The 16,347-nt window shown below is 41.8% G+C and carries 11 protein-coding genes; 6 read left to right on the forward strand and 5 right to left on the reverse strand.

Annotated features, from left to right (window positions below):
* Window positions 1-48: 48 nt before the first annotated feature.
* The 4 genes from AC07M3_RS03470 to AC07M3_RS03485 form a co-directional block, all read right to left on the reverse strand.
* Complete coding sequence (locus AC07M3_RS03470) at window positions 49-1,323, reverse strand: DcaP family trimeric outer membrane transporter (protein WP_494566908.1); 1,275 nt, start codon at window positions 1,321-1,323, stop codon at window positions 49-51.
* 279 nt (window positions 1,324-1,602) lie between these two features.
* Window positions 1,603-2,274: an SAM-dependent methyltransferase gene (locus AC07M3_RS03475; RefSeq protein ID WP_494566521.1), complete on the reverse strand. Its 672-nt coding sequence runs from the start codon at window positions 2,272-2,274 to the stop codon at window positions 1,603-1,605.
* A 72-nt stretch (window positions 2,275-2,346) separates the two neighbouring features.
* Entirely contained in the window at window positions 2,347-4,041 is a 1,695-nt protein-coding gene (locus AC07M3_RS03480; protein ID WP_494566522.1) for an AMP-binding protein, read from the reverse strand.
* 109 nt (window positions 4,042-4,150) lie between these two features.
* Window positions 4,151-4,768 (reverse strand): TetR/AcrR family transcriptional regulator, encoded by a 618-nt coding sequence (locus AC07M3_RS03485; RefSeq protein ID WP_494566523.1) that lies wholly within the window; start codon window positions 4,766-4,768, stop codon window positions 4,151-4,153.
* Between the two features lie 144 nt (window positions 4,769-4,912).
* Between AC07M3_RS03485 and AC07M3_RS03490 the strand changes: the two genes are divergently transcribed.
* The 5 genes from AC07M3_RS03490 to AC07M3_RS03510 are packed head-to-tail and all read left to right on the forward strand — an operon-like array spanning window position 4,913 to window position 11,426.
* Entirely contained in the window at window positions 4,913-6,085 is a 1,173-nt protein-coding gene (locus tag AC07M3_RS03490; protein WP_375038704.1) for an isovaleryl-CoA dehydrogenase, read from the forward strand.
* Between the two features lie 24 nt (window positions 6,086-6,109).
* A complete protein-coding gene (locus tag AC07M3_RS03495) occupies window positions 6,110-7,711 on the forward strand; it encodes a carboxyl transferase domain-containing protein (RefSeq protein ID WP_494566524.1) in 1,602 nt (533 codons plus the stop codon).
* Window positions 7,712-7,720: 9 nt separating this feature from the next.
* Window positions 7,721-8,524, forward strand: coding sequence for an enoyl-CoA hydratase/isomerase family protein (locus AC07M3_RS03500; RefSeq protein WP_494566525.1), 804 nt, complete (start codon window positions 7,721-7,723; stop codon window positions 8,522-8,524).
* Window positions 8,525-8,535: 11 nt separating this feature from the next.
* On the forward strand, window positions 8,536-10,527 hold the full coding sequence (locus AC07M3_RS03505; RefSeq protein ID WP_494566526.1) for an acetyl/propionyl/methylcrotonyl-CoA carboxylase subunit alpha: 1,992 nt from the start codon (window positions 8,536-8,538) through the stop codon (window positions 10,525-10,527).
* Window positions 10,524-11,426, forward strand: a complete 903-nt coding sequence (locus tag AC07M3_RS03510; protein WP_494566527.1) for a hydroxymethylglutaryl-CoA lyase — start codon at window positions 10,524-10,526, stop codon at window positions 11,424-11,426. Before AC07M3_RS03505 ends, AC07M3_RS03510 begins: the two co-directional genes overlap by 4 nt.
* A gap of 252 nt (window positions 11,427-11,678) precedes the next feature.
* Here the strand turns inward: AC07M3_RS03510 and AC07M3_RS03515 are convergent, their stop codons facing one another.
* Window positions 11,679-12,620: a LysR family transcriptional regulator gene (locus AC07M3_RS03515; protein WP_494566528.1), complete on the reverse strand. Its 942-nt coding sequence runs from the start codon at window positions 12,618-12,620 to the stop codon at window positions 11,679-11,681.
* A 204-nt stretch (window positions 12,621-12,824) separates the two neighbouring features.
* Between AC07M3_RS03515 and AC07M3_RS03520 the strand changes: the two genes are divergently transcribed.
* Window positions 12,825-16,307, forward strand: coding sequence for an indolepyruvate ferredoxin oxidoreductase family protein (locus AC07M3_RS03520; RefSeq protein WP_494566529.1), 3,483 nt, complete (start codon window positions 12,825-12,827; stop codon window positions 16,305-16,307).
* The last annotated feature ends 40 nt before the right edge of the window (window positions 16,308-16,347 follow it).

Here is a 16,347-nt window from a genome sequence, read left to right on the forward strand (position 1 = left end):
ATTGCACCCTAAAGAAAAAACAGATTATTCAAGGTCTTATTGAATTAATTAAAAATCGTAACTCGCCATCATGTTGAAGCGGTTATCCGTCCCGTTACGCCCATCAAAAGTTTCTCGTTCGCCATAAACATATTCGACGCCCAAAGTAATTGGTTTATAAGGGTTATAAAGTGCATTTACCCAGCCCTGCCAAAGCTCTTTGTTTTGAGTTGTGTTATTGCGTTGTAATTGGGCAAAACGGTTATCATCTTTGGCTTTCATATAGCCATAAGCTAAGGTTGAACGAATTTGTGGCGTAAACTGATGGGTTATACCTAATGAAACTGTGTCAAATTCATTGCTATGCATATTGTTTTGATCATCTATTGCATAGCCGCTGTTACTCCATAGTAGGAAACGTCCATCTCCCTTGACATGGTAATAATCGGCTTTGAGTAATGTATCTGGCGTAATCTGATATTTCCCCCCTAGGCCTACACCCCAAGCCACTTCTTCATCATTGTTGGTTCTCTTTTCAGCCACAAAACTACGACCTGATAGCATCGAGCCATTGGCGAATTTATGATTTAAGCGCCCTACCAAGGCTGGTAAACGCATTTTGTTATCAGGGTCTGATGTAGCCGTATATTTCGGGTCTTCAACCGATATTGCAAAACTCGTATTTGCACTTAAGTTGTCGCTATAGCGAACTAGCGGAGATCTTAATAAGGCGCTCCCAACAAATGTACCTGCATCAATTGTTTCTGGATAATATTCAGGTGCAATAAATGTCGACCACGTTTGACCGATAAGCCATTTATCAAAAGTTAAATAAGCATGGCGTATACGGAACTGATCACGAGTGGCTGCTCCAAAGAAGTCCATTTCCAGTTTTCCGCCCACATCACCCACGGCTGTTGGAGTTTTAAAATTCAACCCAAAGCGTGTCACATTAACTGTGCTGTGCAACTGATCTTTTTGAGCAGATTCTTCTGGCGTATTTTCGAGTGGAACACCGCTAATATTGTTATACATGGTAGATGCGCCCTTCATTTGATAAGAAGCATCTGCCCGTATATATCCATAGAGGTTAAATTCTGCACCAGACTTAGTTAACCCTTGCTGTATTGGCTGCGCAGCTTGAGGAGTTGCAGAAGTTGCTAGTTCAACTCGTCCTTGCGATAAAGATTTTTGAGCTTGTAGCATAGCCCGCAGCTCTTTCACCTCTTGTCGAAGTTGTTCTATTTCAGGATCTGTTGTTTGAGCTGCAAAGGCAGAAGACACAAACAGGGTCACAGAAACCGCCAATAGGCTTTTTTGAACCGTTGTATTTAAAGCATTTATCATAAAACTTTCCTTTTTTGATCTTTAAATAGGCTTAAAGATCTCGACATCCTTTTTGTTATGTACCTATTTAGATAGGTCCTTGAAAATTTGACTTTCTTTCTCAAGAAAGACCTTCCATCATATTTTTTAGACAAAACCTCCCTAAAGCGGCATTAGGGCCACTTTTTAATTTGTTTTAAGTAAAGCGAGTTCTTCTATTTTTTTTCAGTTTTCATATTCTCTTCCTCATTGAGAATATTTAGGTGTTAAGACAACATTCCTATGTCTCTACTGGCATTATTTTTTTGCAATAAAACCCTGATAAGTCAGAACCTGTGCATAAGACTGCACGCTTTCAAAGCCACTCTTTTGCAAAAGTTTTATATAACCTTCTGTGGTCAGGCTAAAAAAGTCTTGAGCCATACGCTCTAACATTTTTTGGCATTGCTCCTCAGTTAAGCCTTGAGCCAAACATAAATAACGTAATGCTTGAAGCTGCTGAGGATTTATACACGTCATTAAATCGTAGGTGAGCAAGACAGCATTTTCTTTTAAGCGATCATAAATACCTTTAAAGAACGCAGGTTTTATATCATCAGCAATAAAATGCGCCACAAGAATAGACAGTGCAGCATCAAAGCAATTTTCAAGAGGCAAAGCTGAAGTCTCCCCATGTACAAAGGTGACTTGTGAAGATTTACCTAAAAGTTCAACCTGTTCTTGGGCTTTTTGAAGCATCGTTAAAGATGGATCAACTGCTGTAAATTTCCAGTTCGGATGTCTTTTAAGTAAATATTCAAGTTCATAACCCGTGCCACATCCCACAATTAATATGTGAGAGTTTGGTTTCAACACTGATTGCAAAATGGCATCCACCTGTTGATGGATCACTTCATAACCCGGAATTAATTTACGGATATGTTCATCATAACCATCGACTACTTTTGGGCTATTAAAGTCTTTTGCCATTTTGTTTTATCCTCTATTTAAACTGCCTTTCAATTTATAGTTTGCTGCACTTTGACTGGGCTTTTGGCTTCTTTAGTCAAAGACATTTCCTGTTAAATTAAGCTCAGCACGCATAATTTCTTGTAACTTAAACTTTTGGGCTTTCCCAGAAGCAGTCATTGGAAATTCATTAAAGAATCGAACATAGCGCGGCACTTTATTATGGGAAATATGCTCTTTACAGAATTGACGGATGCTATTTTCATCAATTTGATGATGTTCATGCAAAATAATACAAGCACAGAGTTCTTCGCCATATCTCGCATCTGGCAGGCCTATTACCTGTACATCGCTCACATCGGGATGGGTGTATAGAAAGTCTTCAATTTCTTTTGGAAAGAGATTTTCCCCACCACGAATCACGACATCTTTAATACGACCTTTAATTTTAATAAAACCATCTTGGTCCATTTCTGCAATATCACCCGTATGCATCCAGCCAGCCGAATCAATCACTTCACGGGTCTTTTCTTCTTCGCCCCAATAGCCAGCCATCACTGAATAACCACGAACACATAGCTCGCCTAAAGTCCCTTGCTGAACAATCTGACCTTCTAAATCGACAATTTTAATTTCAACATGCGGATGAACATGGCCAACTGTACTTACTCGTTTATCAATTGAATCGTTTACCGAGCTTTGTACACTGACTGGCGAGGTTTCAGTCATGCCATAACAAATCGTGATTTCAGACATATGCATCCGGTCTATAACCCGTTGCATAATTTCACGTGGACAAGGACTACCAGCCATGATGCCCGTTCTTAAGCTCGACAGATCAAACTCATTAAATTGTTCATGTTCTAAAGTTGCAATAAACATGGTTGGTACGCCATATGCTGCCGTACAACGTTCTTGATGAATGGCTTTTAAAGTTTCTAAAGGATTAAATACGGCCGATGGATAGACCATCGTTGCTCCATGTGTAACACATGCTAAATTCCCCATCACCATGCCAAAACAATGAAACAACGGCACAGAAATACATACTTTATCTTGAGGCGTTAAACGAATGCCTTCGCCAACAAAATAGCCATTATTTAAAATATTATGGTGGGTCAACATGGTCCCTTTTGGGTTACCCGTTGTACCTGAGGTAAATTGGATATTAATGGTTTCATCAAACTGATGCTGCTTGGTTAACTGTTTTAATTGTTCAAGCTGCTCGGAGTTTGGTGTTGTAACTAAATCACTAAAACGATGAATACCCGTATGTTGCTGATCATCAATTTTAATCACGAATTTTAAATGTGGCAGTCGTTCTGAACTGAGCACTTTACCTGGACTGTTGGTTAACTCAGGGGCAATTTTAGTCAGCAACTCTTGGTAATCAGTCGTTTTGAATTGAGAAGCTATAATCAATCCTTTGCATGAGACTTTATTCAACACATATTCAAGTTCATGGCTTTTATAAGCTGTATTTAGATTAACTAAAATAATCCCTGCTTTAAAAGCTGCAAATTGGGTAACCGTCCATTCCACACAGTTAGGCGACCAGATGGCTAACCGATCTCCTTTTTTTAATCCCAATTTTAAAAGGCTACAAGCAAAAGCATTTACTTCATCCTGTAAAGCTTTATAGGTTAACCGTCTGTTTTGATGAAAACTGACAATTGCTTCCTTTTCTGCATATTGCCGACAGGCCTGATCAAATTGTTCACCAATGGTCATACCCAATAAGGGCTGTGTGCTTGGTCCCGAGGCGTAGCTTAACCGTTCTTGTTGCATTGAATCATTCTCCTTGATTCTTTTAATTCTCTTCTTACCTGATCTAATTGTTGTTACTGCAACTACTTTTCCAAACCGCCTACTTTGTAATGTTTATCCTTTATATGCCCTATTTCTTCTGCACAGCATCTACACAAAAGTCAGCAATCTGTTTTGAAAAATAGTCTTTGTGCGCATGATCAAAATTTGTATTTTGAGCTGGGTCTAGGGGTTCAACCACCACATAGGTCATAGCGCCGACAACACAAAGTGCTGCTGTGTTTAAATCATCCAAGACAAACTCACCACTTGCATTTCCATCCGCAAGTATTTTTTTAATACTTTGTTTAATCAATTGCTTCACACGAAAACGCTCATGTTCAACCGTTGAATCGACGGGTTCAAACATGAGTGAATATGCAAGCTGGGGACTATTGAGTGCCCGTTTTACAAAGGTTGCCACAGCCTTATGTAATTTCTGTTTTGCCGATAAGTCACTTTCGGTAATCGAATCAATCACCAATAGTTCTGTATTAATGGCCTCAGATAAAACCTCAATCAGCACTTGGCTTTTATTATCGAAGTAGCGATAAACCAGACCACTTGATACACCCGCTTGCTCTGCAATTGTTTGTATTTGTGCGTCTTTAAACCCTCCCTCTGAAATTAATTTTCTGGCTGAACTCAAAATCGACTTACGATTTTGCTCCATCCGCTCTTGCATTAAAGATGATCGTTTATAGCTCATAATTTATTCTCTAACAAATAAAATGAATTGTAAATCATTTTATGAATTCGTATTCACTTTTTTAAAAAATCATTGTATGGTACTTATCAAATACCCACAAAATATTTTATGGACAACAAATATAACCAATAGGATGAAAATATCATGAACCTCCGCAGCTTGAATTTCGGTCTAGATGAAACTTTAATTGCGCTTCAAGATTCAGTGGCCGCATTTTGTGCAAAGGAAATTGCACCAATTGCCCAACAAGTTGATCAAGACAATAAATTCCCTGCACATCTCTGGAAAAAATTCGGAGATATGGGCCTTTTAGGTATGACCGTCTCTGAAGAATATGGCGGTGCCAATATGGGTTATTTAGCTCATATTATTGCCATGCAAGAAATTTCTCGTGCTTCGGCAGCTATTGGCCTATCTTATGGTGCTCATTCTAATTTATGTGTAAACCAAATTAATCGAAACGGTAACGAGCAGCAAAAGCAGAAATATTTACCCAAACTGATTTCTGGTGAATATGTAGGTGCCCTCGCCATGTCTGAACCAAATGCCGGTTCTGATGTGGTCAGCATGAAATTACGTGCAGAACAAAAAGGCGATCATTTCGTTTTAAATGGTTCAAAAATGTGGATCACCAACGGCGGTGATGCAGATGTACTCGTGGTCTATGCAAAAACTGACCCTAAAGCTGGTGCGAAAGGCATGACTGCTTTTTTAGTTGAAAAAGGCATGAAAGGCTTCAGTCACGGCAACCACTTAGACAAACTTGGTATGCGTGGCTCTAACACTTACCCACTGTTTTTTGACAATGTGGAAGTGCCTGCTGAAAACATACTTGGTGGCGTGGGTAATGGTACAAAAGTACTTATGAGTGGTTTGGACTATGAACGTGCAGTTTTAAGTGCCGGACCTTTAGGAATTATGGATGCTTGTTTAGATGTGGTGATTCCTTACTTACATCAACGTGAACAGTTTGGTCAAGCCTTAGGTGAGTTCCAGCTTATGCAAGGCAAACTTGCCGATATGTATTCAACTTGGTTGGCATGTAAAGCATTAGTTTATGCGGTTGGCGCTGCCTGTGACAAAGCCGACCATGACCGCAGCCTACGTAAAGATGCGGCAAGTGCCATTTTATATTCCGCTGAAAAAGCAACATGGATGGCAGGCGAAGCAATCCAAACTCTAGGCGGTAATGGTTACATCAATGAATTCCCTGCTGGTCGTTTATGGCGTGATGCAAAACTTTATGAAATTGGTGCCGGAACTTCTGAAATTCGCCGTATGCTCATTGGTCGCGAACTCTTCAATGAAACCAAATAATAATTATAAATAAGGACGCATCTTATGAACCAATTACAAAGCAAGATTAATGTTCGAAGTGAAGACTTCAAAACAAACCAGCAAGCCATGCAAACATTGGTCACAGATCTAAAACAAGTTGCCCAACGTATTGCTTTAGGTGGTGGTGAAAATGCCCGTCAAAAACATTTGGCTCGAGGTAAACTTTTACCCCGTGAACGTATTGATCAACTGGTTGATGTCGGAACGGCATTTTTAGAAATTGGTCAATTGGCAGCGTACAACGTTTATGAAGATGATGTTCCAGCTGCGGGTGTAATTGCAGGTATTGGTCAGGTCAATGGTGTGACTTGCATGATCGTTGCCAACGATGCAACGGTTAAAGGTGGAACGTATTATCCACTTACGGTTAAAAAACATTTACGCGCCCAAGAAATTGCCGAACAAAATCACTTGCCTTGTATTTATTTGGTGGACTCAGGCGGTGCTTATTTACCAATGCAAGATGAAGTTTTCCCAGATCGCGATCACTTCGGGCGTATTTTCTATAATCAGGCACGTATGTCGAGCCTAGGTATTGCCCAAATTGCTGTCGTGATGGGTAGCTGTACCGCAGGTGGTGCCTATGTACCTGCCATGTCTGATGAAACGATTATTGTACGTAATCAAGGTACGATTTTCTTAGGCGGTCCTCCTCTTGTAAAAGCTGCAACTGGTGAAGTGGTGAGCAGTGAAGACTTAGGTGGTGGTGATGTACACACACGTCTTTCAGGTGTAGCTGACCATTTAGCCGAAAATGATGAACATGCGATTGCCATAGCGCGTAACATTGTTGCCAACCTCAATAAAAAGCCAAATGATTTAAATAAACAAGTTGATGAACCATTGTTTGATGCATCGGAACTCTATGGTGTAGTACCAAGTGATGCACGTAAGCCTTTTGATATTCGTGAAGTGATTGCACGCATTGCAGATGGTTCTCGTTTTGATGAGTTTAAAGCACGTTTCGGCTCAACACTCATTACTGGTTTTGCTTCGCTTTATGGTATGCCAGTCGGGATTATTGCCAATAACGGGATTTTATTTTCAGAGTCGGCACAAAAAGGTGCGCACTTTATTGAGTTATGCACACAGCGCAATATTCCATTGTTATTTTTGCAAAACATTACGGGCTTTATGGTCGGTCGCCAGTATGAAAATGAAGGGATTGCAAAAAATGGTGCCAAACTGGTCATGGCAGTTGCAACCGCAAATGTACCAAAACTCACCTTGATTATTGGTGGTTCGTTTGGTGCGGGTAACTACGGTATGTGCGGACGCGCTTATTCACCACGCTTTTTATGGACTTGGCCGAACTCCCGTATTTCAGTGATGGGCGGCGAACAAGCAGCCAGCGTACTTTCAACTTTGAAACGTGATCAGATTGAGCAAAAAGGTGCCGAGTGGTCAGCTCAACAAGAAGATGAGTTTAAACAACCCATTCGTGAACAATACGAACGCCAAGGCCATCCGTACTATGCTTCTGCCCGCCTTTGGGATGACGGTGTAATTGACCCAGCTCAAACACGTCAAGTACTTGGTTTAAGCCTTGCTGCTGCCATGAATGCTCCAATCCAGCCAACCAAATTTGGCGTGTTCCGCATGTAAGAGGTGTATATGAGCTATCAATTTTTACAACTCGAACAACAAGGTCAGGTTGCCTATGTTTGGTTGAACCGCCCTGAATTGCACAATGCTTTTAATACCACAGTGATTGAAGAACTACATGCTTGCTTTAAGCAAATTAATACACGTGACGATATTCGTGTTGTAGTTTTAGCTGGCCGTGGCAAAAGCTTTTCGGCCGGTGCTGACCTAAATTGGATGAAACAGGCAGGTCAGGCATCTTCAGCAGAAAATGAAGCGGATGCTCTAAAACTCGCACAAATGTTAGATGCACTTGCAACATTGAGACAACCGACTATCGCCCGCGTTCATGGCATTGCCTTTGGTGGTGGTATGGGCTTGGCATCGGCTTGTGACATTTGCATTGCCAGCACTGATGCCAAGTTTGCAACTTCTGAAGTGCGTTTAGGCCTTGCGCCCTCTACCATTAGTCCCTATGTGATTCGTGCGATTGGTGCAAGACAAGCCTCTCGTTACTTCTTAACTGCTGAACGTATTTCAGCACGTGACGCCAAACAAATTGGCTTGGCACATGAAGTCGCAGATGCGGAAGACTTAGACAGAAAAGTTCAAGAAATTATTGATGCTCTATTACTTGGTGGCCCCCACGCTCAGGCTGCATCAAAACAACTCATTCAAATGGTGAGCAACCAGACCATGAGCAATGACTTGCTACAACAGACGGCGCATCATATTGCTCAAGTTCGCCAAAGTAGCGAGGCAAAAGAAGGTCTGAGTGCCTTTTTAAATAAACAACAGCCTGCTTGGGTTTCTAACTCGAATAACAACAATTAAGGACGATCATCATGTTTGAAAAGATTTTAATTGCGAACCGTGGTGAAATTGCCTGCCGCGTAATTCGTACTGCCAAAAAATTAGGTATCGCAACAGTTGCTGTTTATTCAGACGCAGACGCAAATGCACAACATGTCAAACTTGCAGATGAAGCGGTTTATATTGGTCAGTCGCCTGCGACTCAAAGTTATTTACAAGCTGACCGCATTATTCAAGCTGCCCTTGATACAGGTAGCCAAGCGATCCATCCAGGCTACGGCTTTTTATCAGAAAATGACCAGTTTGCACTTGCTTGCCAACAACACAATATTTGCTTTATTGGCCCGCCAGTCGATGCCATTTTAGCTATGGGTTTAAAAGCCACGTCTAAAGCTTTAATGGAAAAAGCAGGCGTCCCTTTAACACCGGGTTATCACGGAACCAACCAAGATGCCGACTTTTTAAAACAACAGGCAGACCAAATTGGCTATCCAGTTTTAATCAAAGCAAGTGCCGGCGGCGGTGGTAAAGGCATGAGTCTGGTTGAGCGCAGTGAAGATTTTCTACATGCCTTAGCCTCATGTAAGCGCGAAGCTAAATCAAGTTTTGGTAACGATGATGTCTTGATTGAACGCTATGTGATTCAACCGCGTCACATCGAAGTACAAGTGTTTGGCGATACACATGGCAACTATGTGCACTTGTTTGAACGCGATTGTTCGGTACAACGCCGCCACCAAAAAGTGCTAGAAGAAGCCCCTGCTCCACAAATGCCAAGTGAGAAGCTCGATGCGATGCGCCAAGCTGCTATTGATGCTGCACGTGCAGTAGACTATGTCGGTGCTGGAACCGTTGAGTTTATTGTGGAACAAGACGGTACGGCGTATTTCATGGAAATGAATACCCGTCTACAAGTCGAACACCCTGTTACCGAAATGATTACAGGTGAAGACTTGGTTGAATGGCAACTTCGTGTAGCTTATGGCGAACCATTACCTAAACTACAAAACGAATTGCAAATTCACGGCCACGCGCTCGAAGCACGTATTTACGCCGAAGAACCAGAAAAAGGCTTTTTACCTGCCATTGGTAAAATTGACTATCTACACTACCCAACTCAAAACCAATATGTACGTGTAGACAGCGGTATTGTTGAAGGCGATGAAATCACAACCTATTACGACCCGATGATAGCTAAACTGATCGTATGGGGTAAAAACCGTGAAGCTGCACTCATTCAAATGCAACATGCGTTAAGCCAATTCCATGTCGATGGCTTAGGCAATAACATTGCCTTTCTTGAAAAGATTGTTCGCAGCGACTCGTTCAAACAAGCCAAACTTGATACCAACCTGATTCAACGCGAACAAAACTTCTTGTTTAGTCCCGAAGATATCAAGCCAGAACTTGTGGTAGCAGCAGCATTTATTGAGTTTTTAAGTAAACTCGAAAACAATCGCTCAAGCCAAAAACAGCTTTGGCAGGCTCAGCCACTTTGGCGTTTAAATATTGCCTATCAGCACAGCATTAAACTGAACTATTTAAACCAAAATATTCAGATCAAATTTGCATCATCTGAGCATGGTTTCACCGCAGAATATAACGGACAAAGCTACCCGATTTCAGGTCAATTAATTGATGCACATACAGCCTCTGTTCAAATTGGTGGGACTAAGCAAAAGCTGTCTTTCAACCAAAATCAGCAAGGCATTACCTTGTTCCAAAATGGGCAAAGCTATAAGTTTGCTTATATTCGCCAAGACTTTAATCAGGTAGATCACCAAGCCGATGAAGGTCACTTAAAAGCCCCAATGCCAGGTGTAGTTACCCAAGTGCTGGTGAGTGCAAATCATAGCGTGAAAAAAGACGATATTTTAATGACGCTTGAAGCAATGAAAATGGAATACACCATTCGTGCTCCTAAAGACGGCGTGATTGTAGACTCCTATTTCCAAGTCGGTGATCAAGTTAAAGCTGGCGATGAGCTTGTGGAATTTCAGCCTGCTCAGGAGGAAGTTGCATGAGTGAGTTTGTCAAAATCGTAGAGGTCGGCCCCAGAGATGGCCTCCAAAATGAAAAGCAGGCTTTAATAGTCGAACAACGCTTAAACTTTATTAATGACTTAATAAATGCGGGCCTAAAATCGATTGAAGTGGGGTCATGCGTTTCGGCAAAATGGGTGCCGCAAATGGCTCAAAGTGATGAGCTGTTTAAGCTGTTACCCCAGACCACAGATGTACAATTTAGCCTGCTCACTCCCAATATCAAAGGTTTTGAAACTGCCCAATCAGTGGGATGCAAAGAGGTTGCGGTGTTTACCGCAGCTTCTGAAAGCTTTACCCGTAAAAATATTAACTGCTCTATCGATGAAAGCTTTGAAAAATTTAGCGATGTCATGAGCGCAGCGAAAGCACATAACATACGTGTGCGCGGCTATGTCTCTTGTATTGTCGATTGCCCTTATGAAGGCGCAATTGCACCTGAGCAAGTGGTGAAAGTTGTGAAACGGCTCTATGACATGGGCTGCTATGAGGTGTCTTTAGGTGAAACTATTGGTACCGCAACACCAGATCGCGTTCAAAAGGTTTGGCAAGCCTGCCTTGCTGAACTCGACAGTAAAGTTTTAGCTGGGCATTTCCACAACACCTATGGCATGGCAATTGCCAATATTTATCAGTCCCTACAGCAAGGCATTCGTGTTTTTGACTCGTCCCTTGCTGGACTTGGCGGCTGCCCATACGCCAAAGGTGCCTCTGGTAATGTATCGACCGAAGACCTGTTTTATTTGCTGTCACACATGGGATTTGAAACTGGGATTGACTTAGAAAAGTTAATGCAAGCCAGCCAAAATATTAGCAATGTATTAAACCGAAAAAGCTTGTCGAATTATGCAAATGCCTATTGGCAGACAAAGTGTGCGTAGTAATAAATAAAATAACTCAGCATCTGGTATAAGGCTTAATCTATTAGGCTGAGTACCAGATCATTGCGTCTAGTCTTTATCTCATTCTGATCAGGAATTGGGACTAAATCCCTCATGCAATTTATTTAAAATCTATCATTCATCTATGTATTAAATGCCTCTCTCAACAGAAGCATTCTCTACCCTATTTTTATTCTAATCCGTATTATTGTTCATCCTTTTTTTATCTTAGTCCTTAAAAAATTTATGTCATTATTTATAAAAATAAGATGCATCCATTTCAATTCTTGGCGAAATATATTCTTCCACCCAATCCAACCATGCACGTGTTTTGGCATCAATAAAATGGCGTGAAGGCAATAAGGTATATACCCCAATATCGGGCGAACGCCACTCTGGCAAAATATGACATAATCTTCCATTCTGAACTGCATCTAAAGCCGAAAACATTGGCAATAACGCCACGCCCATATCTTGTTGCACCACATCTAATAATAACTCTGGGTTATCTGCAATGAGTTGCCCACCAATATCAATTTGGTAAGACTCACCCTTTGCATTTAACAAGTGCCAATCTGGCGTAATAGACGGGTTTACTAAGCGTAAACAAGCATGATTTTTTAAATCTTCTGGTGACTCAGGTTTTCCATGTTTTTCTAGGTACGCAGGTGAAGCACATAAAACAGAAAAAATAGTGCCAATTCGGCGAGCAACAAAGCGGGAATCTGTTAAAGACTCAGTGAGATAGAGACTGACATCTACCCCTTTCGCCAACAGGTCCGGAACGTACTGCGATGTCGTATATTCCACCGTTAACTCGGGATAATTTTTGCAAAACTCGGCCATGACTGGAAAAACATAGTGATGCCCAAAGCTTCCCATGCTTAATACACGTAAACGCCCTTTCGGTTTAGATGCCGTTCCTGTTACTTCTGATTCTGCTTCATCCACTATTGAAATGACTTGGCGACAGCGCTCTGCATAAGTCGCACCAATATCGGTCAGAGCCTGCTGGCGCGTTGAGCGTTGTATTAATTTTGTACCTAAGCGTGTTTCTAGCTCGCTGATAAGACGTGAAACCTGTGCTGTGGTCAGATCCATCTGCTCAGCTGCTGCTGTGAAACTCCCGCTATCAATCACTTTCAGGAATGCATGCATCGCATGCAATAGTCCACCATCGAGATTTTTGCGCATAACGTAAATATGTTTTCCTAAATTACGGATTGTTGCACCAGTTTAGATCAACCACAATGACTAAATGTACATACATTGGCACTAATTCTTTTTAAGAAGAGGAACCGATCTTTTTTTATTTCGTATGTCACTTGCTCCAAATATTCAACTGGATGTTGAAAAAAGAAAGTAGTCCGAGCTACTAAAAATTCTAAGGAGATATAAATGAACATAGCTACAAAAGTCACTCCAAATATTATTGCAACAAAGGATGTGTCACTTGAAGATAAATATATAAGTGATAACGGTACAGCATATATGACCGGCATTCAGGCACTCGTTCGGTTGCCTCTTGCACAAACTCGCCGTGACGCGATGAATGGTTATCATACTGCTGGTTTTATTTCTGGTTATCGCGGTTCTCCTGTTGGTAACTATGATAGTTTCCTTTGGCAAGTTCAAGGATTACTTAAATCCCATAATGTTGTATTTCAACCTGGTGTAAACGAAGACTTGGCTGCTACCGCAATCTGGGGTACCCAACAAGTTAATCTTTCAGGCCAAGGCAAATATGATGGAGTGTCTTCATGGTGGTATGGTAAAGGTCCGGGTGTTGACCGTTCAGGTGATGTACTCCGCCATGCTAACTTAGCTGGTACCTCTGAACGTGGTGGTGTGGTTGCCTTATTTGGCGATGACCACTCATGTAAATCTTCTACAATTCCTCACCAGTCTGAACATGTCATGATTGGTTGTGGTATTCCAATTTTCTACCCAACATCCGTTCAACAAATTTTAGACTTTGGTGTTCACGCCATTGCTGTCTCACGTTTTTCTGGCCTATGGTCTTCAATGAAGCTAGTCAGTGAAATTGTAGAAACTTCTGCTTCAGTTCATGTTGATCTAGACCGAGTTACTCCGGTTATACCGGAAGATGTCAATTTCCCTGCCGACGGCGTTAATATTCGTTGGCCAGATCATGGCATCCAGCAAGAAGAACGTCTTTATAAATATCGCTTACCTGCTGTTTTGGCCTATGCACGCGCGAATAAAATCAACACTGTTACATGGCCTTGTGAGAATGCCCGTGTTGGTATTGCAGCAAGTGGTAAAGGTTATTTAGATACGATTGAAGCCTTACGCATTTTAGGTATTGAAGATGAAACTGCCCAACAGCTTGGGCTACGTGTTTATCAAGTTGGTCTCATTTGGCCTTTAGAACCTCAAGGCGTTCGTGAATTTGCCGAAGGTTTGCAAGAACTGATCGTTATTGAAGAAAAACGTCCAATTATTGAAGCACAAATTAAAGATGAGCTGTATTCACTTCCTGATGGCAAACGCCCACATGTGATTGGTAAAGCCACAGATGGTAAAGGTGAATGGAGTACTTCTATTGAGGAAGCACCACTCATTGGTCACTATGAGTACCAGCCTGAACCTATTGCAAAAATGCTAGCTGCTCGCTTCTTAAAACTAGATATTCCAGAAAGCTTAAAAGTACAAATCCAAAGCAGAATCGACTTACTGCTAAAAGCAGAACAAGAATCAAAACGTGTCATTGATCTTGCAGAACGTAAACCGTATTTCTGTAGTGGTTGCCCGCATAACTCATCAACCGTAGTCCCAGAAGGTAGCCGCGCTCTTGGTGGTATCGGTTGTCATTATATTGCTGTTTCACTGGACCGCGGTACCGAAACGTTCTCTCAAATGGGTGGTGAAGGTGTAAGTTGGGTGGGTGCATCACCATTTACCAATGAAAAACACATTTTTGCTAACCTTGGTGATGGAACTTACTTCCACTCAGGTTACTTAGCAATTCGTCAATCTATCGCTGCAAAAACTAATATTACCTACAAAATCCTCTACAACGATGCGGTCGCTATGACAGGTGGTCAACATGTAGATGGACATTTGAGCGTTGCACAATTAACTCGTCAGCTCGATGCCGAAGGTATTAAAAAACAAGTTATTGTCACTGATGAAGTTAAACTATTAAACGAAGAAGACGGCATTGCACCGGGTGTAGAAATTCGCCACCGCAATGAACTCGACGCAGTTCAACGTGAGTTACGTGAAGTTTCAGGTGTGACCGCTTTAATTTATGTACAAACCTGTGCCAGTGAAAAACGCCGTCGCCGTAAACGTGATGCCTACCCTGACCCAGCTGAGCGTTTATACATTAACAGTGATATTTGCGAAGGCTGTGGCGACTGTTCGAAAAAATCAAACTGTTTATCTATTGAGCCAGTAGAGACAGCTTTAGGTACTAAGCGTCAAATTAACCAAAGTAGCTGTAATAAAGACTTCACTTGTGCTGAAGGGTTCTGCCCAAGTTTTGTGACTGTTCATACACGTGATATGAAACGTCCTGCGAAATTTGAAGGAATTGGCGCAGGTTGGCCGACATCACCAATCCTTCCTCAGTTATATGATGTTCCAAGTCGTATTATGGTCGGTGGTATTGGTGGTACAGGTGTTGTGACTATTGGCGCACTCCTTGGTATGGCGGCTCACCTAGAAGGCAAAGCGACACGTGTTATGGACATGGCTGGACTTGCACAAAAAGGTGGTACGGTTTATTCATACGTACAACTTGCAGCAAGTGATGAGCAAATTTCTTCTACTAAAATTCCAGCAGGACAATGTGAATTACTGATTGGTGCCGATGCCGTAGTTGCTGGTGGTAGTGCCGCACTTTCTCGCTTAAGAGATGATGCTTTGGTTATTGTGAATGAAGACAGCACCCCGACTTCTGAATTTATTAAATCTCGTGACTGGTATGCACCTATTACTGATTTAATTGATCGTCTTCGTGGTCATGTTCGTCAAGGTCAATTGGTTTCATTACCAGCAGCTCGCATTGCAACACAACTATTGGGCGATGCAATCTATACCAACCAGTTATTACTCGGTATGGCATGGCAGTCTGGCCGCATTCCGCTCTTACGTGAAAGCATTGAAAAAGCAATTCGCTTAAATGGTACTGCTGTTGAAAAGAACATCGAAGCTTTCCGCGTGGGTTGTCACCTTGCAAGTGACTCAACTTTAGCTGCACGTTTACTTGCAGCAATGCCAAAAACTAAAACGCCGCAAACGTTGGCTGAACTTGTTGAAGACCGCTCTGCTCGTCTGACAGACTATTGGAATGACGCTTATGCAACTAAATACCGTACGCTGGTAGAACTGGCTGCTAAAAAGTTACCAGAAGAATTAACTGGTACGATTGCAACCCAGCTTTATAGAGTCATGGCGTATAAAGATGAATATGAAGTTGCACGTCTGTTAACAGGCAAAAGCTTTAAAGAATCGGTTGAAACACAGTTCGGTAAAGGCCTACGTTTAACTTACCATCTTGCTCCACCAGCGTTACTGGGTGGTCTGCAAAATGTTCGTAAACGTGCATTTGGTTACTGGATGCGCTTCCCAATGATGATGCTTGCTCGCCTACAATGGCTTCGTGAAACTTTCCTTGACCCGTTTGCGCGCCAAGAAGAGCGTCAACACGAACAAGCATGGCGTGACCGTTACATCGCTTTTGTTGAAGCACTGGTTGAAGCGCCAGAAAATCATAACTTGGCTGTTGCTGAACAAATTGCAAAATTACCAGCAGAAGTTCGTGGTTATGGACATATCAAAATGAAAGCAATGGACGCTGCAAAAGTGCGTTGGGATGAACTTACACCAACGCTGATTAAAGTTCGTAGCTAATAAATTGCTTAAACTTTAAATCTCAAAATAAAAAGTCATC

The sequence above is a fragment of the Acinetobacter sp. GW821-FHT09D10 genome (assembly GCF_059416285.1).

What these genes read in the sequence shown, in the direction of transcription:
- AC07M3_RS03485 (WP_494566523.1), bottom strand. Translation starts at nt 4,768, where the DNA reads ATGAGCTATAAACGATCATCTTTAATGCAAGAGCGGATGGAGCAAAAT.
- AC07M3_RS03495 (WP_494566524.1), top strand. Translation starts at nt 6,110, where the DNA reads ATGAACCAATTACAAAGCAAGATTAATGTTCGAAGTGAAGACTTCAAA.
- AC07M3_RS03475 (WP_494566521.1), bottom strand. Translation starts at nt 2,274, where the DNA reads ATGGCAAAAGACTTTAATAGCCCAAAAGTAGTCGATGGTTATGATGAA.
- AC07M3_RS03510 (WP_494566527.1), top strand. Translation starts at nt 10,524, where the DNA reads ATGAGTGAGTTTGTCAAAATCGTAGAGGTCGGCCCCAGAGATGGCCTC.
- AC07M3_RS03500 (WP_494566525.1), top strand. Translation starts at nt 7,721, where the DNA reads ATGAGCTATCAATTTTTACAACTCGAACAACAAGGTCAGGTTGCCTAT.
- AC07M3_RS03505 (WP_494566526.1), top strand. Translation starts at nt 8,536, where the DNA reads ATGTTTGAAAAGATTTTAATTGCGAACCGTGGTGAAATTGCCTGCCGC.
- AC07M3_RS03515 (WP_494566528.1), bottom strand. Translation starts at nt 12,620, where the DNA reads ATGCGCAAAAATCTCGATGGTGGACTATTGCATGCGATGCATGCATTC.
- AC07M3_RS03480 (WP_494566522.1), bottom strand. Translation starts at nt 4,041, where the DNA reads ATGCAACAAGAACGGTTAAGCTACGCCTCGGGACCAAGCACACAGCCC.
- AC07M3_RS03490 (WP_375038704.1), top strand. Translation starts at nt 4,913, where the DNA reads ATGAACCTCCGCAGCTTGAATTTCGGTCTAGATGAAACTTTAATTGCG.
- AC07M3_RS03520 (WP_494566529.1), top strand. Translation starts at nt 12,825, where the DNA reads ATGAACATAGCTACAAAAGTCACTCCAAATATTATTGCAACAAAGGAT.